This is a genomic window from Flavobacterium sp. 21.1, from assembly GCF_057801535.1.
Window position 1 is genome coordinate 357,686 of record NZ_JBYNXA010000001.1, and the last position, 22,310, is coordinate 379,995.

General features: G+C 37.8%; 19 protein-coding genes and 1 tRNA gene. 14 read left to right on the forward strand and 6 right to left on the reverse strand.

Features of this window, described 5'->3' with window-relative positions:
- Nucleotides 1–87 precede the first annotated feature (87 nt).
- Nucleotides 88–3,348: a T9SS type A sorting domain-containing protein gene (locus AC3E9U_RS01595; RefSeq protein WP_488745152.1), complete on the reverse strand. Its 3,261-nt coding sequence runs from the start codon at nt 3,346–3,348 to the stop codon at nt 88–90.
- Nucleotides 3,349–3,578: 230 nt separating this feature from the next.
- On the opposite strand from AC3E9U_RS01595, the gene AC3E9U_RS01600 reads away from it, so the two are divergent.
- On the forward strand, nt 3,579–5,747 hold the full coding sequence (locus AC3E9U_RS01600) for a S9 family peptidase (protein ID WP_488745153.1): 2,169 nt from the start codon (nt 3,579–3,581) through the stop codon (nt 5,745–5,747).
- Between the two features lie 194 nt (nt 5,748–5,941).
- Nucleotides 5,942–6,304: a nuclear transport factor 2 family protein gene (locus AC3E9U_RS01605; RefSeq protein WP_488745154.1), complete on the forward strand. Its 363-nt coding sequence runs from the start codon at nt 5,942–5,944 to the stop codon at nt 6,302–6,304.
- A gap of 36 nt (nt 6,305–6,340) precedes the next feature.
- On the opposite strand, the gene AC3E9U_RS01610 is transcribed toward AC3E9U_RS01605, so the two are convergent.
- Nucleotides 6,341–8,281, reverse strand: a complete 1,941-nt coding sequence (locus tag AC3E9U_RS01610) for an amino acid permease (RefSeq protein ID WP_488745155.1) — start codon at nt 8,279–8,281, stop codon at nt 6,341–6,343.
- 262 nt (nt 8,282–8,543) lie between these two features.
- Here AC3E9U_RS01610 and AC3E9U_RS01615 point away from each other — a divergent pair, with 262 nt between their 5' ends.
- From AC3E9U_RS01615 to AC3E9U_RS01625, 3 genes are all read left to right on the forward strand, one after another.
- Nucleotides 8,544–9,179, forward strand: coding sequence for a peroxiredoxin (locus AC3E9U_RS01615; RefSeq protein WP_488745156.1), 636 nt, complete (start codon nt 8,544–8,546; stop codon nt 9,177–9,179).
- A 78-nt stretch (nt 9,180–9,257) separates the two neighbouring features.
- A complete protein-coding gene (locus AC3E9U_RS01620; RefSeq protein WP_488745157.1) occupies nt 9,258–9,566 on the forward strand; it encodes a thioredoxin family protein in 309 nt (102 codons plus the stop codon).
- A gap of 2 nt (nt 9,567–9,568) precedes the next feature.
- Entirely contained in the window at nt 9,569–9,826 is a 258-nt protein-coding gene (locus tag AC3E9U_RS01625) for a DUF6952 family protein (protein ID WP_244338666.1), read from the forward strand.
- A 68-nt stretch (nt 9,827–9,894) separates the two neighbouring features.
- On the opposite strand, the gene AC3E9U_RS01630 is transcribed toward AC3E9U_RS01625, so the two are convergent.
- From AC3E9U_RS01630 to AC3E9U_RS01640, 3 genes are all read right to left on the reverse strand, one after another.
- The gene (locus tag AC3E9U_RS01630) at nt 9,895–10,311 is read right to left on the reverse strand and encodes an arsenate reductase ArsC (RefSeq protein WP_488745158.1); all 417 of its coding nucleotides are present in this window, start codon (nt 10,309–10,311) and stop codon (nt 9,895–9,897) included.
- A 148-nt stretch (nt 10,312–10,459) separates the two neighbouring features.
- The gene (locus AC3E9U_RS01635; protein ID WP_488745159.1) at nt 10,460–10,930 is read right to left on the reverse strand and encodes a DUF6428 family protein; all 471 of its coding nucleotides are present in this window, start codon (nt 10,928–10,930) and stop codon (nt 10,460–10,462) included.
- Between the two features lie 17 nt (nt 10,931–10,947).
- On the reverse strand, nt 10,948–11,271 hold the full coding sequence (locus AC3E9U_RS01640; protein WP_244338664.1) for an ArsR/SmtB family transcription factor: 324 nt from the start codon (nt 11,269–11,271) through the stop codon (nt 10,948–10,950).
- A 117-nt stretch (nt 11,272–11,388) separates the two neighbouring features.
- On the opposite strand from AC3E9U_RS01640, the gene tpx reads away from it, so the two are divergent.
- From tpx to eptA, 8 genes are all read left to right on the forward strand, one after another.
- Nucleotides 11,389–11,886, forward strand: a complete 498-nt coding sequence (gene tpx / locus AC3E9U_RS01645; protein WP_488745160.1) for a thiol peroxidase — start codon at nt 11,389–11,391, stop codon at nt 11,884–11,886.
- On the forward strand, nt 11,886–12,260 hold the full coding sequence (locus AC3E9U_RS01650; protein ID WP_488745161.1) for a diacylglycerol kinase family protein: 375 nt from the start codon (nt 11,886–11,888) through the stop codon (nt 12,258–12,260). Before tpx ends, AC3E9U_RS01650 begins: the two co-directional genes overlap by 1 nt.
- A 44-nt stretch (nt 12,261–12,304) precedes the next feature.
- The gene (locus AC3E9U_RS01655) at nt 12,305–14,869 is read left to right on the forward strand and encodes a DNA translocase FtsK (RefSeq protein WP_488745162.1); all 2,565 of its coding nucleotides are present in this window, start codon (nt 12,305–12,307) and stop codon (nt 14,867–14,869) included.
- A gap of 1 nt (nt 14,870) precedes the next feature.
- On the forward strand, nt 14,871–15,560 hold the full coding sequence (gene lolA1 / locus AC3E9U_RS01660; protein WP_488745163.1) for an outer membrane lipoprotein periplasmic chaperone LolA1: 690 nt from the start codon (nt 14,871–14,873) through the stop codon (nt 15,558–15,560).
- Nucleotides 15,561–15,567: 7 nt separating this feature from the next.
- On the forward strand, nt 15,568–17,022 hold the full coding sequence (locus AC3E9U_RS01665; RefSeq protein ID WP_488745164.1) for an LptF/LptG family permease: 1,455 nt from the start codon (nt 15,568–15,570) through the stop codon (nt 17,020–17,022).
- 19 nt (nt 17,023–17,041) lie between these two features.
- Nucleotides 17,042–18,181 (forward strand): 3,4-dihydroxy-2-butanone-4-phosphate synthase, encoded by a 1,140-nt coding sequence (ribB, locus tag AC3E9U_RS01670; protein ID WP_488745165.1) that lies wholly within the window; start codon nt 17,042–17,044, stop codon nt 18,179–18,181.
- Between the two features lie 158 nt (nt 18,182–18,339).
- Nucleotides 18,340–18,424: transfer RNA gene (locus AC3E9U_RS01675), tRNA-Ser, on the forward strand.
- Nucleotides 18,425–18,677: 253 nt separating this feature from the next.
- Nucleotides 18,678–20,204 carry a phosphoethanolamine--lipid A transferase EptA gene (gene eptA, locus AC3E9U_RS01680; RefSeq protein ID WP_488745166.1) on the forward strand — a complete coding sequence of 509 codons (1,527 nt, stop codon included), beginning with the start codon at nt 18,678–18,680 and terminating at the stop codon, nt 20,202–20,204.
- A gap of 63 nt (nt 20,205–20,267) precedes the next feature.
- On the opposite strand, the gene AC3E9U_RS01685 is transcribed toward eptA, so the two are convergent.
- Nucleotides 20,268–21,398: a BamA/TamA family outer membrane protein gene (locus tag AC3E9U_RS01685; protein ID WP_488745167.1), complete on the reverse strand. Its 1,131-nt coding sequence runs from the start codon at nt 21,396–21,398 to the stop codon at nt 20,268–20,270.
- A 347-nt stretch (nt 21,399–21,745) separates the two neighbouring features.
- Between AC3E9U_RS01685 and AC3E9U_RS01690 the strand changes: the two genes are divergently transcribed.
- On the forward strand, nt 21,746–22,309 hold the full coding sequence (locus tag AC3E9U_RS01690) for a DUF4136 domain-containing protein (RefSeq protein ID WP_488745168.1): 564 nt from the start codon (nt 21,746–21,748) through the stop codon (nt 22,307–22,309).
- The last annotated feature ends 1 nt before the right edge of the window (nt 22,310 follow it).

Here is a 22,310-nt window from a genome sequence, read left to right on the forward strand (position 1 = left end):
TTTTTGTTTCCTACTTTGGATTCCTCACATAAAAAAATCGGCCGGAATATACTCCCGACCGACTTTTAATTCTATTCTAAAAGTTTTCTAATGTTTGATAATTACTTTCGAAGTAGTTAGCACATCATCGGAATAAACTCCGATCATATATAAACCATCTGCTACTCCTGAAGTATTGATTCCAAATACATTATTACCTTCAACAGCGTCTCTTTTTTGAATGATTACTTCTTTCCCGTAAAGATCCAATATCTTAACATCTACAGTTTTTACCCTGTCCGACCAATACGAAACTGATGTCGACTGATTTGCAGGATTAGGATAAGCAACCAATGACGATCTTGTTGCAAACATCGCTTGCGGCGACCAGTTTGAAATTGAAGTAGCATTCGGACAAACCACTGATACCTGCCAGATATAAACCGCTCCGGTTCTTAATCCATCGATTTGAACTGAATTAGTCGTGGTAGTAACCGTAGTAAACGCTAAATCAGTATTGGCCGGTTTGTAACGAACCATGTAAGCAGCAACACCTGCAATACCATTCCAGTGAAGTAATGCTCCTGTCTGAGTAATGTTTATTGCTGTTAAACCGGTTGCTATCGGACATGTTGGCGTTGGACAAGCCGTCGTTGTAAATGTAGCCCCTACAGACCATGGACTTAAGCCACTTACTGTTCCGGCCGCAGTACGGCAAATTCTTTGCGCCTGCCACTCGTAATTAGTATGACACATTAAATTACCTAACTGGAAAGGAACAGTAACATTATTCCAAGTGGTCCATGTTGCTGAGTTCGGGCCGCGGTAACGAATGTTATATCTGTCTGCAGTAGTAGTAGTTCCAAAATGAAGTACGGCTCCATTCGGACTAATGTTTGTCGCCATCAAATTGGTTGGTACCGGACAGTCAGACGTTGGACAAGGAGCCGTTGTGAATGTAACGCCCGCAGACCAAGCGCTTAGACCACCTGTAGTAGTTCCTGAATTAGCACAAACTTTTTGAGCCTGCCATTCATACGTTGTATGACAATTTAGATTACCTAATTGATAAGGCATTGTCACATTATTGATAGTAATCCAAGTCGTTGAATTCGGACCATGATAACGAATGTTGAAAATTCCCGTATTTGCAATTGTACCTAAGTTAAGCACTGCTCCATTTTGCGTAATATTCGTTGTTGATAAATAAGTCGGAACCGGACAAGTTGTTGTAGGACATGCAAGTGTAGTAAATGCTGCTCCCGCTGACCAATCACTTAAAACAGGTGCTGCTCCCGGAGAAGTTGCACAAATCTGTTGTGCCTGCCACTCGTACGCCGTGTTACACAATAAATTACCCAATTGGAACGGAACAGCAACATTGTTTACTGTAATCCAAGTCGTTGAATTCGGACCATGATAACGGATATTGTACATTCCATTAGCTGAAGTAGTTCCAAAATGAAGCACCGCTCCTGTCTGACTGATATTAGTAGCTGTTAAATTAGATGGTGCAGCACATGTTGGCGTAGGACAAGCAGCTGTTGTGAATGAAACACCTACTGACCAAGCGCTTAAAACACCTGCTGTAGTTCCTGAATTAGTACAAACCTGTTGTGCCTGCCATTCATAAGTGGTATGACACATTAAACCACCCACTTGATAAGGCATGGTAACGTTATTAACTGTAATCCAGTTTGTCGAGTTCGGACCGTGATAACGGATATTGTACATTCCGGCAGGTGTGTTTGATCCCAAAGAAAGAACCGCTCCCGTTTGTGTAATATTCGTAGCCGACAAATTAGTTGGAACCGGACAAGTTGGCGCAGGACATGCAAGTGTACTAAATGCAACTCCTGTTGACCAAGTACTCAATGCTCCTGTTGTAGTTCCTGAATTAGCACAAACCTGTTGTGCTTGCCATTCATAAGTGGTATTACACATTAAATTACCTAACTGATAAGGCATTGTAACGTTATTAACTGTAATCCAGTTCACAGAGTTCGGACCGTGATAACGAATGTTGTATATTCCGGCAGGTGTGTTTGCTCCCAAGGAAAGAACCGCTCCATTCGGACTAATGTTCGTACTCGTTAAATTGGTTGGTACCGGACAGTCAGGCGTTGGACAAGCCAAAGTAGTAAATGCAGAACCAACTGACCATGCACTTAAAACAGGTGCTGTACCAGCGTTGTTGGAACAAACTTTTTGCGCTTGCCATTCGTAACCGTTATGACATGTTAAATTACCCAATTGGAAAGGCATCGTAACATTATTTATCGTAATCCAGGTTGCTGAACTTGCACTATGATAACGAATATTGAACGTTCCCGTATTTGCAATAGTCCCTAAATTAAGTACCGCACCGGTTTGACTGATATTTGTTGCCGATAAATAAGTCGGTACAGGACAATCAGGTGGCGTTGAACAAGCCAAAGTAGTAAATGCTGCTCCCGCTGACCAGGCACTAAAATTATAATTTTGAGCACCTGTAATAGTACAAATCTGTTGCGCCTGCCATTCGTAAGCCGTGCCACAAGTCAAATTCCCTAACTGGAACGGAACAGTTACATTATTGATCGTAATCCAGGTTGTGGAGTTTGGACCATGATAACGAATGTTATACCTTCCTGACGTAGCAGTAGTTCCAAAATGAAGTACAGCTCCGTTTTGGCTGATATTTGTTGCAGTTAAATTAGAGGGAACAGGACACTCAGGCGGCGTCGGACAAGCAGCTGTCGCAAATGTAGCACCCACTGACCAATCACTCAAAGCACCTGTAGTACCAGCCGCATTAGCACAATTTTTTTGTACTTGCCATTCATACGAAGTATTACATGTTAAATTACCCAATTGAAAAGGTAAGGCAACATTGTTAACCGTAATCCATGTTGCTGAATTCGGACCATGATAACGAATGTTATACGTTCCGTCAGTTGGATTAGCTCCTAAAGAGAGAACGGCTCCTGTTTGCGTAATGTTCGTAGCCGACAAATTGCTTGGTACAGGACATACCGGCGGTGCACAAGGAGTAGTAGTAAACATTGAGCCTACTGACCAATCGCTTAAAACGTACACATTGTTTGGGGTTGTTCCGCAAACCTGCTGCGCCTGCCATTCGTAAGCTGCGCCACATGTCAAATTTCCCAGTTGATAAGGCATTGTGACATTGTTCAACGTAATCCAGGTCGTTGAATTAGGACCGTGATAACGAATATTGTATGCACCGGTAGCGCCTGTAGTTCCTAAAGAAAGTACTGCCCCAGTTTGACTAATGTTCGTTGCCATTAAATAAGTAGGTGTTCCACAATTTATTTGTGCCATTAATCTGCCCGGCAGGGATAGAAGCAGAACAAATAAGAGAAACATGGTTAGAGTAAAGTTTTTTCTCATATTATTCAGAATTAATATGTTAACATTGCTAAAATTAGCATTTTTTAACAACATATCGTTTTCAAAACCACACTTTTATTTCGTTTTTTATAACAATTTTGTGAAAAATGTAACTATAATTCAGTGTAAATCATTTTTTTGTATTCATTAACACTAACACAAAACAACTTTATATAAATTAGCCTCCAAATTATTTTAATCAAACAATGAAAAAATTTACTTTGATCTTTCTTCTTACCGGTTCGGTAGTATTTGCACAGCGACCGCTAACTATAGAAGAAACTGTTATGGGTGGCAGAAAATTTGCTCCGACAACCCAAACTGCGCAGCAATGGCGTAAAGATTCTAAAGCGATCACTTATTTAAGCAGTGATTTTTCTAATTTATTGGAAAAAAGTGCAGCAACTTCGTGGAAAGAAACCACTTTAGCAACAAAGACAGAGTTCGAAAGTGCTCTTAAAGCAAAATTTCCAAATGATGAATTTGTGGTAAAAGTTTTCCCTATGGCAATACGCTGGAAAACAGCTACTACATTCGAAACCGAAATCTCGGGTAAGAAAAACAATTATAAAGTAATTTATGATGTAGTTTCTAAGCAAATCACGAATGCCGTCGCATTTGACGCTCAGGCTGCCTCAGCGATTTTCTCTTCTAACAACAACACCGCTTGGTTAAAAGGAAACAATATCAGAATTACTGATGCTTCAGGAAAAGTAATCGAAGTAACAAATGATGAAAACCAGGGAATCGTAAATGGTAACGATTATGTTCATCGTCAGGAATTCGGTATCGACCGCGGTATGTGGTGGAACGAAGCCGGAACACAATTGGCCTATTACAGAAAAGACGAGACCATGGTGGGCAACTACCCTATCGTTAACTGGAATGAGCGTGAAGCGGCTAACAAAGATGTTAAATACCCAATGGCCGGTATGACCAGTGAAAATGTAACATTGGTTATTTTCGATGTGGCATCAGGTAAAAAAGTCACTATTCAAACCGGAGAACCTAAAGAACAGTATTTAACAATGGTTTCTTGGGAACCAACAGGAAAATATATTTTCATCGGAATTTTGAACCGTGAGCAAAATCACATGAAATTCAACAAGTACGATGCAAAAACGGGAGCTTTCGTAAAAACATTGTTTGAAGAAAAAGCTACTACTTGGGTTGAGCCGCAACATGCATTGACTTTCGTTCCAAACAATCCGAACCAATTCATTTATCAGACAGACTTCAATGGTTTCGACCAAATGTATTTGTACAATACCGACGGAAAATTGTTGAAAAACTTAGGTTTTAAAGACGTTATCGTAAAAGATCTATTAGGTTTTGATGCCAAAAACACGAAAATCAATTACATCGGAACTACAAACAACGGTTTAGACAGACAATTATTCCAGGTTGATATCAAATCCGGAAAAACAATTCAACTAACGACTGTTTCGGGCACGCATAATGCTTCTGTTTCTTCAGACGGAACTATGGTTTTAGACCAGTACAGCAATGTTAGTACGCCGAACGAGATTTCAATTATCGACGTAAAATCAAACAAAGCAACCAATTTAATCAAAGCGGACAATCCATTTACAGGAAAAGTAGAGATGCCGAAAATGGAATTGGTTACGATAACTTCGGCAGACGGTAAAACGCCGTTAAACGGAAGAATCATCTACCCTGCTAATTTCGACGCTACCAAAAAATACCCTGTAATGGTTTATGTTTACGGAGGTTCTCATGCGCAATTGGTGAACAACCGTTGGATGGGTGGCGGAGGCTACTTCGACTACTATATGGCACAACAGGGATACGTAGTATTTACATTGGATAACCGTGGTAGTGGTGACCGTGGAAAGAAATTCTGCGATGTTAACCACCGTCAGTTGGGTGTAAACGAAATGGCTGATCAAATGAAAGGTGTTGAATTCCTTAAATCAAAATCATTTGTAGATACTGATAAAATTGGTGTTTTTGGATGGAGTTTTGGTGGATTCATGGCAACTTCATTAATGACAAGCCAAGCTGATACGTTCAAAGTAGGTGTTGCCGGAGGTCCGGTAATCGACTGGAAATATTATGAAGTAATGTATGGTGAGCGTTACATGGATACACCACAGGAAAACCCTGAAGGGTATGCAAAAGCGTCATTGTTAGACAAAGCTAAAGACTTAAAAGGAAGATTATTGGTGATTCACGGAGCTCAGGATCCGGTTGTGGTTCAACAACAGAGTATGAACTTTATCGAAGCTTGTATTAAAGCAGGTAAACAAGTGGATTACTTCTTATATCCTAATCACGAGCATAATGTGGCCGGTAGAGACCGAATCCATATGTATGCTAAAATCGCTGACTACTTTAATGTTCATTTGAAGTAAAAATTTGAAGATTTGAGAATTTGAGAATTTGAGAATTTAAAGGTTTTAAAATTAATCCGTCTTGTGAAAACAGGACGGATTTTTTGTTTCAGCATTTCAATCAAACAAACAAATGTGTGTTAAAGTGCTTTATATCATATAGTTTTTATCTGAACTTTGTAATTACAGTTGTCTAATCTATAAACTAAGAAATTATGGTACCACAGATTATTGAATTGGAAAAAAAATATTGGAAGGGAATGGAAAGCCACAATTACGAAACCGTAAAGAATCTTACCCATTTCCCTTGTATTGTAGCCAGTAAAAATGGCGTACAAAGCGTAGATGAGCCCACTTTTAAGAAAATGTTTGATTCCGGTGCAGAAACAACTATGAAAATTGGTAAATTTTCAAGCGTGGAAACACAGGAAATTAATGAAAACAGTGCAATTATAGCCTATCACATAGAAGTCGAAATGGCCGGTAAAAAACAAAATTGTGCCTGCACCTCCACTTGGGTCAAAGAAAATAATAAGTGGCACTGTTCCCTTCATACCGAAACTGAATTGTTGAACTAAAAAAAAATCCCGGGCGTTACCCGGGATTTTCATATCTTAATCTTCAATTCGCGCTGAAATTCTATTCAAATTCAGCTTACTGTTTTTATGACTGAAACCAAAATAAATGCTCAATCCGATTAACAACCAGCATGTGAAATAAATCCAGTTCCAAACGCTTAATTCGGCCATCATATATAAACAGCTTACAAGCCCTAATAAAGGAATCAGAGACAGGTTTTGTTTCCATGACCAAACGGCAAATCCAAGTAAAGACAGCAAGAAAATCCACATTGGAATTTTATGTTTAAACAGGTCAAAACCGCTTTCATATTTCTTTGAATTATCAATCGGCATATTATCAACCACAGTTTTATAAGTTGCTTCATCCTGACTTATTTCACTTAAAACTTCCTCCAAATCCGCGGATTGTACATCTTTTTTAACCGTTTGCAAATAGCTAAAAACTTCTTTCGTCTGGTTTTCATCCAAAGAAGTAACTATCGTAGCAGCGTCATTGATTTGTTTTTCATTAGTAATGAAACCCATCGTATTCTCTTTAAACTGCGTAAAGGAAATAATCAAGCCGATAACCAGTAATACCGGGAAAATGAATTTCGAATTGATGTACGGCGTTTTAAACTTACCTCTCGGAATATCGGTTTTATTCTGCAACACCAATACGCCGGCACAAACAAGTACGAATGCGAACAAAGTTCCTATACTGCACAAATCGGTAACCATAGTAAGATTTAAGAATAAAGCCGGAATAGCTACCACAAAACCTGTAACTATTGTCGCATAAGATGGTGTTTGGAACTTAGGATGCACTCTTGAGAATCGTTTTGGTAATAACCCATCTCTACTCATACTCATCCAGATACGAGGCTGTCCCATCTGGAAAACCAGCAAAACACTCGCCATCGCTACAACGGCACTCACGGCAATAATTCCTGACATCCATTTTAGATTCAGTTTATCAAAAACGAAGGCTAACGGATCGCCTACGTTCAAATCAGAGTATTTCACCATTCCTGTTAGTACCAATGCAATGATCACATAAAGAATCGTACATATAATGATCGCCCACATCATTCCTCTCGGTAAATCACGTTGCGGGTTTTTACATTCCTCTGCAGTAGTTGAAATGGCATCAAATCCTATATAAGCAAAAAATACTGCTGAAACTCCTTTTAAAATCCCTGATACTCCGTTAGGTGCGAAAGGCGACCAGTTAGCAGTATCTACGTAAAAAATTCCAACAGCAATAACCAATAGAATGATACACAACTTAACAACAACCATCATGTTACTTGCATTTCTTGATTCCTTCATCCCTCTGTAAACCAACCAAGTAATCAACAAAATGATAAGAAGCGCCGGTAAATCAGCAATTAAATGGAAAGAACCTATTGTAGGTGATGTGGTCCAGGCTGTGTGCGCCATTTTCAGGCTATCACTCAAATTCTCATACGATTTTCCTCCTTGCATCAAAGCCATTGCTTCGTGATAACCTTTAGTCGCAGATAAATAATCCATCTGAATCCATTCCGGCAGATGCAACCCGCCACTTTCGAGCAAACTGGTAAAATAATCACTCCACGAAATCGCAACCGTAATGTTCCCGATGGCGTATTCCATGATTAACGCCCAACCAATTATCCAGGCTACAATTTCTCCAAAAGCAACATACGAATAAGTATAAGCACTTCCCGAAACCGGAACCATAGATGCGAATTCTGCATAAGCAAAAGCAGCAAAACCACAGGCTACTGCGGTAAAAATAAATAAGAAAATAACGGCCGGTCCGCCGTCAGCACTGGCTTTTCCGATGGTACTGAAAATTCCGGCACCGATAATAGCCGCAATTCCAAATGCTGTTAAATCCCTTGCTGTAAGATGCTTACCAAGGGAATGATGACCGTCAGCTTGATTTTTGGCAACCTGATCTAAAATGTCGGATACCGATTTCTTTCGGAATAAATTAGAAAATGACATAAATATTGTTTTCGGTAATTTGATTAGATTTTAACAAATAACCTCTCAAAAACATCAGATTATCACGTTTTTTTGAGGGAAACAAATATATAAAACCAATTGTATAAATAACATTATAAGTTTGAAAAATCTAAAAATAACGTCATGATAACTATTTCCTATCATAAAATAAAAAATTATAATAAAGGGCAATGCTGAAACTATTTTGGAATGGCTACTTTTGCATTGTTAAAAAAAATAATCTTTAAAAAACCGATACATTATGTCATTAGTAGGAAAAAAATTCCCGAACATTACCGTAGATGCTATTTCAGAAATGGGTGATAACTTAAGAATCAACGTTCTTGAAGAAGCTACAAAAAACAATAAAAAAGTATTATTATTCTGGTATCCGAAAGATTTCACTTTCGTTTGTCCAACAGAATTACACGCGTTCCAGGCTGCTTTACCTGAATTCAATGCAAAAAACACTATCGTAATCGGTGCGTCTTGTGATACTAACGAAGTTCACTTTGCATGGTTAAACACGGCAAAAGCAAACGGAGGAATCGAAGGTGTAACTTACCCATTATTGGCTGATACTACAAGAAATTTATCTACTGCTTTAGGGATTTTAGATGCGGAAGAAGTATTCAATGAAGAAACAGGAGATTATTTAATCGAAGGTTCAAACGTTCCTTACAGAGCTACTTACCTGATTGACGAGACTGGAAAAATTTTCCACGAAAGCGTAAACGATATGCCATTAGGAAGAAATGTTGGTGAGTACTTACGTTTAATCGATGCTTACACTCACGTTCAGACTAAAGGTGAAGTTTGTCCTGCTAACTGGGAAAACGGAAAAGAAGCTATGACAGCTGACAGATTAAGTACTGCTGCTTACTTAAGCAAAAACTAATCAGTAAAACTTATACAAAACTCCAAATTCCGATGAAAATTGGGATTTGGGGTTTAAATTAAAAAAATCAAAAACGCCATGTTAATAGAATTAAACGAAGACACGCTTCAAAATATAGTTGACACAAACGAAAAAGTGGTAGTGCAATTTTCTGCCTCATGGTGCGGGAACTGCCGAATCATGAAACCGAAATTCAAAAAACTTTCATCTGAAAATGAAAATATCGCTTTTGTTTTGGTAGATGCTGAAAATTCTCCGGAATCAAGAAAACTGGCTAATGTTTCCAACCTTCCAACATTTGCAACTTTCGTAAACGGAAAACTGGTAAACGAAACACAAACCAATAAAGCGGAAGTTTTGACGGATTTGGTAAACGAAATCGTATAATCATGAAGTTACCGGTAATAAAACAACTGACGCAGTTTATTGAAGAAAACGATCAGGATTATATTGTGGAAACGATCGAAGTATTGGAAGCCTTAACGGAAGTTCCCTCATTAAAAGATGAAGAACTGGATGTTATCGGTGAATTACTTTCCAACATGTATGGCGCCCTGGAAGTAAACAAAATGATAAAGGACGGAACCGATAAAAAAGAAGCATTAAATACGTTCATGCAACGTGTTTTGGGTTCCATCGACAAATAACATTTCCCATACCAAAGCCCTTCTTTTGACAAGAAAGGCTTTTTTAGTATCCGAAACAGCGATTTGAATTATAAATTATCCTCCACAAATTGCTTACAATACGATTTAATTTCTTCACGAACTAATCGGAACTGATTCATGATTTCCTCTTCGTTTCCAATTGCTTTGGCAGGATCCGTAAAATTATGATGAAACTTGACTGCTTTACTTGGAAAAAACGGACAACGTTCTTTTGCATTGTCACAAACGGTGATTACAAAATCAAACGGTATTTCCGTATACTCATCAATATTATTTGAGGTATGCCCGGAAATATCAATTCCGTCTTCCTTCATTATTGTCACAGCCTTCGGATTAACACCGTGAGTTTCTACACCGGCACTGTAAACGTTGGCTTTCTCTTTTGAAAAGTAACGCAGATATCCTTCCGCTATCTGGCTTCTGCAACTGTTACCGGTACAAAGTACCAAAATGTTCTTTTTCATCATTTTAAACAAATAACCATATCATATTGATGATGCAGAACTTAGGATCGAAGCCAAAAACAAGCTGAAGAAGGACAACAGAACTGGTTATAATAATAGGTTTTTTAAACTTTAAAATCTTTTCTTTCATTATAATTTCAATTTAATATTAACAGCATGCCGAATTTGGTGCACAGCATGCCGTTTGTGTTTGCAATTCTTTTAATGACACTTTTTGTTTTTCAGCCGGAATACCGCAATTGTCCTTCGCAAGACAGGCTGTTTTTTTTGCTGCCAAAACAAAATCGGTTCCGTTAAAATCCAAATCATACTTTCCGATGGTTTCGGACTGGTATTCCACTTCAATTTCATTATCATCAATATTCAATATTTTTTCAGATAATTCGATGATGTGTGACAGCTTTTGCGGTTTTAAACGATGCTCATAATCATTAGCATCCCACAGCTGAAAATTTACTACGGTTTCTTTTCGAACCGTTCCTCCGCAGTCGATAAAATTCTTGGTAATCTCCCCTATTTCAGTTACGTGAAAATGCTCCGGAACTAAACTTCCGTCAGGCAACTGAAAGTTTACCGTCTCGACTGTTTTCAATACTTCTTTAATTTCTGATAGTCTCATAATTACAGTATTTTATATTAACAACATTTCATAATTAGATTATTCGATATTCCTGAAAAATAATTCTCCAGTTTTTTCATAGTGTCCGGATTTAAGCAATAACAAATCGCTGTACCTTCAATGTTTCCCTTAATGATTCCCACGCTTTTCAATTCCTTCAGATGCTGGGAAACTGTAGGCTGCGCCAATGGCAATTCATTTACAATATCCCCGCAAATACACGAATCCACCTTTAACAGATACTCAATTATGGCCACTCTTGCCGGATGCGAGATAGCTTTGAACAAGGACGCCATTTCGTTTTGCTGCTCCGAAAAGAATTCTGATTTTGAAGCTCCCATTTTATATATTTTTATATTGCAATATTACGATAAACAAATTAAACAAAAAAGGAATTCGGCAAAAAACCATTTCTAAAATAAATTCATTACTTTTGAAACTCTAAAAAAACAGAAAAAATGGCTCAGATAAAATTAAAAGGAAACCCAGTAAACACGACGGGTTCATTACCTCAGGTAGGCACACAGGCATCAGACTTCACTTTAGTAAAAACTGATTTATCAACGGTTTCATTAACCGATTTCAAAGGAAGCAAATTGGTTTTAAATATATTCCCTAGTATCGATACAAGCACTTGTGCCACTTCGGTTCGTAAATTCAATGAAACGGCAAGCAACCTCACAAACACGAAAGTACTATGTATTTCTCGCGACTTACCATTTGCTCAAAATCGTTTTTGTGGTGCCGAAGGTTTGGAAAATGTGGTTAACCTATCGGATTTCAGAGACGGTTCTTTCGGAAACACTTACGGATTAACTATCACTGACGGTCCTTTGGCTGGTTTACATTCACGTGCGGTAATCGTTTTGGATGAAAACGGAGTTGTGAAACATGCGGAACAGGTTGAGGATATCGTTGACGAGCCTAATTACGAAAAAGCTTTAGCAGCACTTTAATGGAAATCAACAAAGACAATTCCTTCGTAACAGGAAGGTTAAAAAGTGTAGGTTTTGCCGTAAAAGGCGCTGTTAAATTGATTACAACAGAACACAGCGTGATGGTGCAGTCCTCTATTGCTGTACTGATGATTGCTGCCGGATTTTATTTTAATATTTCTAAAACCGAATGGATGTTTCAGGTTCTGATTTTCGGATTGGTGTTAAGTATTGAAGGCTTGAATACCGCTGTTGAAAAAATCGCTGATTTTATTCACCCCGATTACCATGAACGCATCGGCTTTATAAAAGATATTGCTGCCGGAGCGGTTTTTTTCGCTGCAATGTCTGCAATCGCAATCGGATTAATTATATATTTACCAAGAATAATCTAATTTAGAAACGATTATCTATTTTTTACCAAATTTCAGTATTCTAAATGGCGAAGACATCAAAAAAAGAAACTTCTGAATCAAAATCGAACGAAGAAACTCCGAAATCTGGCTGGAAGTTAAATCGTAGAAACAAAGTCCTTATTGGGGCTTTGCTTGTTTTATTTTCAGTGGCATTACTGCTTTCGTTCGTTTCCTATTATATCTATGGGGAATACGACCAGAGTTCGCTTACCTCATTCGCAGACAGAAGCGAGAAAACCTATAACTGGTTAGGGAAATTCGGAGCTTATCTGTCTGATTTCTTTTTATACAAAGGATTCGGAGCGGCTTCTTTTTTGTTCGTTCGTCTTTTCTTTTTAGCCGGCGCTTACATGTTGGTTGACATTTCACTGGCAAAACTGAAAGGTTCCATTTTCTGGGATATGTTCGCCATGGTGGTCATTTCGGTTCTTTGCGGATTTTTCTGGGATTATATCCCGCAATTGGGAGGTGTTATTGGCTATGAGATGAATCTTTTCACTCAGGATTACATTGGTAAGACCGGAACGTTTCTTGTATTGCTTTTCGGTGTAATCGTTTATCTTATTCTGAAAATCAAGGTTTCCACTGAAGGAATCAAAAATTTCTTTGAGAGCAGAAGCCGATCATTCGAAGAAGAACTAAACGAAGGAAAAGAAGTTCCCGAAAACAATTCAAACATCCCTACTCCACTGTTTACGGATGTTAACGACAACAATGCTATTGATGAACCTATAATAGAGGACGAAGAAGTTCTGACTTCAAATCCGAGTCTGGATTTCAATGACGCGGAAGACGACGAGATCCTTTCGAACATCGAATTAAAAACGGTTCCTTCCTCTTTTGAAATAAACAAGGAAGCTTTAAAACCGACAATAGAACATCCTTCGGAAATCACTTTAAAAACAGTTCCTCCGGTTGCAGTTCCGCATGTTGTTCCACCGGTAATTCCGATTACACCGGAAGTTCCGAAATCTGAGATTATCCAAACCGACGACGATAGTTTTACAATCGAAAAAATCGAAGAAGAAACTACGGTTGAGGAAAATTTAGCAGCACGATTGGTTCAGGATTTTGGTGAATTCGATCCTACATTGGAATTATCCAATTACCAGTTCCCATCGATTGAGCTTTTAAAAGAATATTCATCGGGCGGAATTACCATCAATCAGGCCGAACTGGAAGAAAACAAAAACCGAATTGTAGACACACTGAAAAACTACAACATCGGGATTTCCCAAATCAAAGCCACTGTTGGTCCGACCGTTACCTTATATGAAATCGTTCCGGAAGCGGGAATCCGAATTTCAAAAATCAAGAACCTGGAAGACGATATTGCGCTTTCATTAGCGGCATTAGGTATTCGTATCATTGCTCCTATCCCTGGAAAAGGAACCATTGGTATCGAAGTTCCGAACAACAATCCGACCATGGTTTCGATGAAAAGCGTTATTGCTTCTCCGAAATTCCAGTCGGCCGAGATGGAATTACCAATTGCTTTAGGTAAAACCATTTCAAATGAAACTTTTGTGGTGGATTTAGCCAAAATGCCTCACTTGTTGATGGCAGGTGCAACCGGTCAGGGTAAATCTGTAGGATTGAATGCGGTACTTACTTCATTGTTGTACAAAAAACATCCGGCCGAAGTGAAATTTGTTTTGGTCGATCCTAAAAAAGTGGAGCTGACGCTATTCAACAAAATAGAAAGACATTATTTAGCAAAACTTCCGGATGACGGAGATGCTATTATCACCGATAACACGAAAGTAATCAACACGTTGAACTCGCTTTGTATCGAAATGGACAACCGTTATTCTTTGCTTAAAGATGCAATGGTTCGTAACATCAAGGAATACAATGAGAAATTCAAACAACGAAAACTGAACCCGGAAAACGGGCATAAATTTTTACCGTATATCGTATTGGTAGTGGATGAGTTCGCCGACTTAATCATGACTGCCGGAAAAGAAGTAGAAACGCCTATCGCCCGTCTGGCGCAGCTGGCACGTGCTATCGGAATTCACTTGATCATTGCTACCCAACGTCCTTCGGTGAACGTAATTACGGGGATGATCAAAGCGAATTTCCCTGCCCGAATTGCTTTCAGAGTAACTTCGAAAATTGATTCCAGGACCATTTTGGATACTGGTGGAGCGGATCAGCTGATTGGTCGTGGAGATTTATTGTATACACAAGGTAATGATATCATCCGTGTTCAATGTGCCTTTGTGGATACACCTGAAGTTGAAAAAATTACTGAATATATTGGTTCACAAAAAGCCTACCCTAATGCTTACATGTTGCCGGAATACGTTGGCGAAGAAAGTGGCATAAGTCTTGATATAGATATTTCCGAAAGAGACTCGATGTTCAGGGAAGCTGCCGAAATTATTGTTACGGCACAACAAGGCTCTGCGTCCTTACTGCAACGTAAACTGAAACTGGGCTACAACCGCGCCGGCCGATTGATCGATCAGTTGGAAGCTGCCGGAATCGTTGGCCCGTTTGAAGGCAGTAAGGCAAGAAGCGTTAATATTCCTGATCTTGTAGCTCTGGAACATTTTTTCGCTAACGAACAAAACAATATGTAAAATGAAATCGAAAATACACCATAATACTTCTTCTCCCCTTTTTATTTGCAAAATCGTGATTGCTTTATTTTTTGCTTTATTCCTGAGTCTTCCGGCTAATGCACAGAACTCGCAAAAAGCAAAAGATCTGTTGGATGATGTTACGGCCAAAGTAAAAAGTTACGATAATATCGTCATTAACTTTAGCTATTCCGTACAGAATTTAAAGCAAAACGTAGATCAGGAAAGCAAAGGAAATGTTACCATGAAAGGAAATCAATACGTGTTGAATTTTATGGGGGTAACCAAAATTTTTGACGGAAAGAAGAACTACACCATCGTTCCTGAAGACCAAGAGATTACGATTTCAAAAAACGATGATAACGATGCCAATAATTTAACGCCGGCCAAAATGCTGACCTTCTTTAATTCAGGTTACAAGTATTATTGGGATATCACACAAAACATCAAGGGAAGACAGATCCAATACGTAAAACTGGTTCCGACAAACCCAAAAGACAACCGTAAAGAAATTCTACTTGGCATAGATGCCCAAACTAAAAACATCTATAATCTGATTGAAATGAATAAGAACGGAGCGAAAACCACTATCGTTGTTAATTCTTTTAAAACTAATCAGCCTATTTCGAAAAATCATTTTACCTTTACCCAGAGTAAATATCCTAATTACTACATCAATAATTTAGACTAGATTTCGGGTGAAAATTTTAGATCGTTACATTCTTAAATCCTTTTTGACTACATTTTCTTCGGTATTTGTAATCCTTTTTTTCATATTCATTTTACAAGGTATCTGGCTTTTCATTTCGGAATTGGCTGGTAAAAATCTTGATTACATGGTCGTAATTAAATTCCTTGTTTTTTATTCACCGAAGATCGTTCCTTTAGTTTTACCGCTCTCGATACTGTTGGCCTCCATCATGACTTTCGGAAGTTTCGCCGAGAATTATGAATTTGCTGCAATGAAATCAGCAGGTATTTCGCTTGGAAGAGCTATGAAAGCACTAACGGTTTTTATCTTTTTGCTGAGTTTTGCCGCATTCTTTTTTGCCAATACCGTAATTCCGAAAGCTGAATATAAATTCATCAATCTGCGAAAAGATATTCTGCAGACAAAACCGGCGATGGCTATTGCGGAAGGACAATTTAACACCATCGGTAATTCAAACATCAAAGTAGATAAAAAATCAGGTGAAAACGGAGAATTGCTTGAAGGTGTGACGATGCACATTAAGTCGGCCCAAGGATTCGGAAACAAGACCGTTATAAAAGCCAACAGAGGGGTTTTGAAAAGCGAAGAAGGGTCTAACATCCTTAAACTGGACTTGATTGACGGTTATTATTATGAGGACGTTTACCCTAAAAAATATGAAGAACAGCGTAAACTTCCTTTCGCCAAAGCCAATTTTAAAAAATATACGATAAATATCGACCTTACGAACTTAAACAACAGCCAGGCAGAAGGTGAAATCGTAAATACCAATACGATGCTTAACGTAAGTGAATTGAATTTCACCATTGATTCCCTTCAGAAAAGTTATAAAAAAGACGTGATTTCCTTTACCGACAATATCTCTCAGGGCATTGAATTTACTCTGAAACCCAAACTTTATCCTTCTACCGGAAAATTCAAAAGCAGTGATGATGTCCTGGCCACTTTTTCAACAAATGAAAAAAGTCAGATTTTGGAATCAGCACTGAATAACGTTTCCAGTACGGATTTTTCTATTCAAAACAATAAAAATGATTTGTTTGAAAAGAAGAAAAACATCAACAAACACTGGATTGCGTTACATGAGAAATTTGTAGTTGCCTTCTCTTGTCTTCTTATGTTTTTCATAGGTGCACCTTTAGGCGCGATCATCCGAAAAGGAGGATTAGGATTACCGATTGTTTTTGCAGTACTGATTTTCATCATCTTCCATTTCATCAATACATTCGGTAAAAAAGTAGCGCAGGAAAACGGTATTCCGCCATTTTTAGGCTGTTGGCTATCCTCATTTGTCCTGTCTCCGCTAGCCATATTACTAACATACAGAGCAACTAACGATATTGGTGTGATGGTTAATTTTGACTGGATCATTGAACCGGTACAAAAATTAATAAACAAAACATTAAGCAACACAGAAAAAACAGATCTCGACGAGAATTGAGATAAAAAACAAAACAAAAATGTCAACTACTGAAAAAATAAAACTCAACACGATCGAAGAAGCGATAGAAGATATCCGTCAGGGAAAAGTCATCATTGTTGTAGATGATGAAGACCGTGAAAATGAAGGCGATTTTTTAGCCGCTGCCGATAAAGTTACCCCTGAAATGATCAATTTCATGGCTACTTACGGAAAAGGTCTTATCTGTACTCCACTAACGGAAAAAAGATGTAAGGAATTAGATCTTCACGCGATGGTGGGCAACAATACCGATCCAATGCAAACCGCATTTACCGTTTCCGTTGATTTAAGAGGAAACGGCGTAACTACAGGTATTTCTGCAGCTGACAGATCGAAAACCGTTGAAGCATTAGTAAATCCGGACACAAAACCGTTCGAATTAGGTCGTCCCGGACATATATTCCCGCTTATCGCAAAAGAAGGAGGCGTTTTAAGACGTACCGGTCATACTGAAGCGGCAATCGATTTTGCACGTTTGGCTGGCTTCCGTCCTGCCGGTGTTATCTGCGAAATCATGAACGATGACGGTACGATGGCACGTTTACCTCAGTTGGTTGAAGTTGCAAAGAAATTAGATCTGAAACTGGTTTCCATCGAAGATTTGGTTGCTTACAGAATGCAGCACGACAGTCTTATTCATAAAAAGGAAGATTTCGAAATCCAGACGCGTTTTGGAGATTTCCGTTTACGGGCCTATCTGCAGATTACCAACAAGCAGGTACATATCGCATTAACAAAAGGGAGTTGGAGTGCCGGAGAGCCGATTCTGACACGTATCAATTCAACGCATATCAATAATGATATTTTAGGTACGCTTACAAATGACGATGCCGACAAGAAACTGGATGATATGTTCAAACGTATCAATGAGGAAGGTAAAGGCGCTATTTTGTTTATAAACCACCAAACCCAGGCTTCTGATCTGTTAAGCCGTTTGTCGGAATTAAAAGAATTACAGGAAAAAGGTGTTCACAAAGCGCCACAAATTAAGATCGATATTAAAGATTTTGGAATCGGTGCACAAATTTTACATGATTTGGACATTTCAAAAATCAAATTATTATCCAATTCGGCACAAACTAAACGTGTCGGAATGATTGGATACGGCCTTGAAATAACGGAGTACGTAGGATTCTAAAAAAATATTTTCATTTTTTTTATTTCCTAAAATAAACGAAATGAGAGCATTAAAAATAGATTGAATTTTATTTCATTTTTTTATCCTCAAAAGGTTTGCAGAAATAAAAAAACCGTCTATATTTGCACTCGCAATACGGAAGTAAAGCGAGACATACTGGAGAAATGGCAGAGTGGTCGATTGCGGCAGTCTTGAAAACTGTTGACTGTAACAGGTCCGGGGGTTCGAATCCCTCTTTCTCCGCAAGCTGAAAAGCAAGCAAACTCAAAACCCTTTAAATCTCACGATTTAAAGGGTTTTTGCTTTTCCTGACATACCATACTTATTGATGAAAGCCAGCATATAATCTTCTCTCCTATTTTTCAAACCCTTTCCTTTAAAGTTTTAGGTATATTTGTATATATCAGTCATAAGCATCCGTCACATCATAGAGCTGGATGGATGTTGTCGTATATTTTAGCATGTCAGATTACTTAGAAATCTAATTCCTTAGCTAATGTCTGTATTAAAAAATAATCTAAACTTAAATCATTTCGTAGTGATAATGAGTTTACTTAATTTTTTATTATTTCATTATCCATTTTTTTCCTTTGTTTTTAGTAACATTGACTATAAAAATTTAAATGGTATTACTGCTATTATCAGTTTAATAATTCTGATGGTGATACTAAATTCTTTTGTTTTTTACCTCGTTTGTTTTTTATTCCGATTTGCTGGAAAACTTTTATTAGCTTTATCTTTTATCCTTAATGCAATTGCAGTTTATTTTATTACAACCTATGGCGTCATCATTGATGAGACTATGATTGGTAATATACTTAATACCAATTTTGAAGAATCCATTAGTTTTTTTTCTGTAAAGCTGATTCTTTACATAGTTTTCCTGGGTGTGCTTCCCGGCGTTTATATTGTCAAAACTAAAATAACAAGTGTACCATTTAAACAGTTTTTAATCAATTGCTCACTTACCTTGCTGTTCATTGGAGCCTTAGTATTTGCAAATGGCAGCAATTGGCTATGGATTGATAAAAATTCAAAAAGATTAGGAGGATTAGCAATGCCTTGGTCTTATTCAGTAAATATCCCGCTCTTTTATATACACAAGCATAAAAAAAGTGAAAAAGAAATCCTGTTACCCGATGCAACAATAAAAGACAACAAAAAATCTATTGTGGTTTTAGTAATTGGAGAATCGGCAAGAAGTCAAAACTTTTCTTTGTATGGATATAAAAAAAATACAAACCCTTTACTTTCTAAGGAAGAAAATTTATTCAGTTTTAAAGCAACATCTTGTGCAACATATACAACCGAAGGCATAAAATGTATTTTAGAACACAAAAAAACGGATAAATTATATGAAATTCTACCCAATTATTTGTACCGAAATAATGTCGAAGTTATTTGGAGGACTACAAACTGGGGCGAACCTCCCGTTCATATTAAAAATTATCAAAAAAGAGAAGATTTAGCATCAAATTGCAAAGGTAATGGCTGCAATTACGATGAAATTCTTTTAACCGGTCTAAAAGAGCAAATAGCAGCCAGTAAGAAAAGTAAAATATTAATTGTTTTGCACACCAGCACATCCCATGGACCGACCTATAGTAAAAAATACCCACCTCAGTTTGAAACTTTCAAACCTGTTTGCAATAGTGTCGAATTAGGAAATTGCACTCAAAAGGAATTAATCAATGCTTATGACAATACCATTGTTTATACAGATTATATCCTAGACAATGTAATTCAAGATTTAAAACAATTAAAAGAGTATAATAGCACAATGATATTTGTTTCGGATCATGGCGAATCACTGGGAGAAAAAAATCTTTACATGCATGGACTACCGTTCAGTATTGCACCTAAAGAACAATATGAGATTCCGTTTATAGTTTGGTTATCTGATAATTCAAAACAACTCAAACCCAATAAAACCCTGTCGCAAAATCACGTGTTCCACAGTGTTTTAAATTTTTTAGGCATACAAAGCCCAATATATGATGAAAACATGAACATTTTTAAATAATTGATGCTTATCCGCTATACTATAAATTTGAAGAACAAATCCTGTTTAGACATTGCTCTGAAATCATCTCATCCAATTAGTACCCAATACAAGATAATAAGCCCAGTTTTCAGGGCCATGTGCCACGTCTAGCCCCATACGGAGTTTTAGTTTTCTTGCGACAAGATAACGCCCGCCTAACCCTCCGGATACCCTCCATGGAGAATCAGCAAAGTCAGACCACTCTTCCATCGCTGTGGCTGCACCGGCAAAAGCGACTAAACTGTATCTTCTTGTTACGTCCCAGCGCCATTCGGTTTCTGTCAGCGTTATAATTTTCCCCTGATAGCGCATAACAGGAATTCCCCTCATATTTATATAAGGTTTAATATAGAAAGGAAATTCGCCGAAAATTTGCTGGTATTCGCCCCTATAGCCAGATATCAGCTTTGGAATAATAGGTATGTAACCAATTAAGGCCGAGTTAACCGACTGATACTGATAATCACTACCAATCACATCCGAAGAAGCCGCTATCAAAGTATTCCACCGGAAACCCTTATCAGGCGTAAAAATATTATCGCGCCCGTCATAATCCACCAAAATTCCCAGGCGACTGATTATACTATTGATTTCTGCAGGCGTATGGAATTCGGCATTAGTTCGTTTTAATTCTGTATACAGAAACAAATAATTCAAACCGGCAAACCAGTCACTCCTTCCAAAGTGTTTGATTAGCTGACCTGTTAACGGAAAACTTCTTAGATTAAATTCGAACGACTGCTCACCGACAGATGGAATTTCCCTGTAAAAATCCATATTGACATTGGCATAAGCAGTTGCAATCCTGTAATTCGCACGCCATTTCCTGATTACTCCCATCGCTACGCCACCGGCCAGCCAGGTACCGTTTGCCGTATATGCACCTCCGGCTCCATAAACATTCGGTTTTACCCTCGTTTTAACCACATTTCCGTTTATGGTATCTGTATAGGCCTTATTTTTACTCACAAATACTGCAAATACTGCCCCACCTATTCCACCCAAAGCCGGTTCGGTAATCAGCATCGGAACGGGAATAAAACCATTGGCTTCCAAAACCCAATCGCTTAAATCTAGCTTTTGATCTAGAGAATCTTTTATTGAGATTTTCTTTTGCCCCTGAGCCCAAATCGTAAAAAAACTTAAAATTGAAACCAAGAGAATCTTTTTCATGCCCGAGAAGTTTAAGCATTACTAATTTACAGATTTTCCTTAAAAAAAATACTATGCACCATCTCATAATCCGCTACTTAAACCTATAATTTATTTTTTTTTGTTTTTTCGGATGCAGAATTTCGATACTACTTGCGTTTTACCGATGAATTTCACTAAAAAAATAACATTTTATCATATTACATCGTATTTAATTGTCAGAACATCGAAAAAGCAATGAAAACCATAAATTAAATCAAATGTTTATAATTAAATTTACATACAACATTTGCTACAAAAAACTCATTTTTAACAATGTAAAGCCGTAGCAAAGAGTCGGTAAATGGAATAAACTAAATTTCAATCCAATGAAAACAATTAGACTTTTCTCATTACTTCTTCTGGCAGCTACCGCATTATTTATATCGTGTAACTCCGTAACCGTCCAATCCGACTACGACAAATCGGTCGATTTTTCAAAATACAAAACCTTTTCTTTTTATGAATTGGCAGACAAAAGTGGTTCTGTAAGCCAATTGAACAAAAACCGGATTATTAATGCCGTACAAGCTGAAATGGAAAAAAAAGGCTTGGTTGTATCAACAGATAACCCAGATGTTCTAATAAACATCACTACTATTTTGACAGACAAAAAATCAGTTTCAGCAAATACCGATTATTACAATTATGGAGGATATTATCGTCCTTACCATTGGGGAGGCGGATACGTAGGCAGTACAACCACATACAATGTTTACGAATACAAAGAAGGCTCACTGATTATTGATGTTGTCGATGCTTCCAACAAACAACTGATATGGCAAGGCACGGGGAATAAGGAAATCGATTCACCATCTAAAAATCCAGACAAAACCATACCTGAAGCGGTTGCTAAAATATTGGAAAATTTTCCTCCAAAATCAAAAAAATAAA

What these genes read in the sequence shown, in the direction of transcription:
- ribB (WP_488745165.1), top strand. Translation starts at nt 17,042, where the DNA reads ATGTCAACTACTGAAAAAATAAAACTCAACACGATCGAAGAAGCGATA.
- AC3E9U_RS01685 (WP_488745167.1), bottom strand. Translation starts at nt 21,398, where the DNA reads ATGAAAAAGATTCTCTTGGTTTCAATTTTAAGTTTTTTTACGATTTGG.
- AC3E9U_RS01650 (WP_488745161.1), top strand. Translation starts at nt 11,886, where the DNA reads ATGGAAATCAACAAAGACAATTCCTTCGTAACAGGAAGGTTAAAAAGT.
- AC3E9U_RS01620 (WP_488745157.1), top strand. Translation starts at nt 9,258, where the DNA reads ATGTTAATAGAATTAAACGAAGACACGCTTCAAAATATAGTTGACACA.
- AC3E9U_RS01595 (WP_488745152.1), bottom strand. Translation starts at nt 3,348, where the DNA reads ATGTTTCTCTTATTTGTTCTGCTTCTATCCCTGCCGGGCAGATTAATG.
- AC3E9U_RS01605 (WP_488745154.1), top strand. Translation starts at nt 5,942, where the DNA reads ATGGTACCACAGATTATTGAATTGGAAAAAAAATATTGGAAGGGAATG.
- AC3E9U_RS01655 (WP_488745162.1), top strand. Translation starts at nt 12,305, where the DNA reads ATGGCGAAGACATCAAAAAAAGAAACTTCTGAATCAAAATCGAACGAA.
- tpx (WP_488745160.1), top strand. Translation starts at nt 11,389, where the DNA reads ATGGCTCAGATAAAATTAAAAGGAAACCCAGTAAACACGACGGGTTCA.
- AC3E9U_RS01625 (WP_244338666.1), top strand. Translation starts at nt 9,569, where the DNA reads ATGAAGTTACCGGTAATAAAACAACTGACGCAGTTTATTGAAGAAAAC.
- AC3E9U_RS01630 (WP_488745158.1), bottom strand. Translation starts at nt 10,311, where the DNA reads ATGAAAAAGAACATTTTGGTACTTTGTACCGGTAACAGTTGCAGAAGC.
- AC3E9U_RS01690 (WP_488745168.1), top strand. Translation starts at nt 21,746, where the DNA reads ATGAAAACAATTAGACTTTTCTCATTACTTCTTCTGGCAGCTACCGCA.
- AC3E9U_RS01600 (WP_488745153.1), top strand. Translation starts at nt 3,579, where the DNA reads ATGAAAAAATTTACTTTGATCTTTCTTCTTACCGGTTCGGTAGTATTT.
- AC3E9U_RS01635 (WP_488745159.1), bottom strand. Translation starts at nt 10,930, where the DNA reads ATGAGACTATCAGAAATTAAAGAAGTATTGAAAACAGTCGAGACGGTA.
- AC3E9U_RS01640 (WP_244338664.1), bottom strand. Translation starts at nt 11,271, where the DNA reads ATGGGAGCTTCAAAATCAGAATTCTTTTCGGAGCAGCAAAACGAAATG.
- eptA (WP_488745166.1), top strand. Translation starts at nt 18,678, where the DNA reads ATGTCTGTATTAAAAAATAATCTAAACTTAAATCATTTCGTAGTGATA.
- AC3E9U_RS01615 (WP_488745156.1), top strand. Translation starts at nt 8,544, where the DNA reads ATGTCATTAGTAGGAAAAAAATTCCCGAACATTACCGTAGATGCTATT.
- AC3E9U_RS01610 (WP_488745155.1), bottom strand. Translation starts at nt 8,281, where the DNA reads ATGTCATTTTCTAATTTATTCCGAAAGAAATCGGTATCCGACATTTTA.
- lolA1 (WP_488745163.1), top strand. Translation starts at nt 14,871, where the DNA reads ATGAAATCGAAAATACACCATAATACTTCTTCTCCCCTTTTTATTTGC.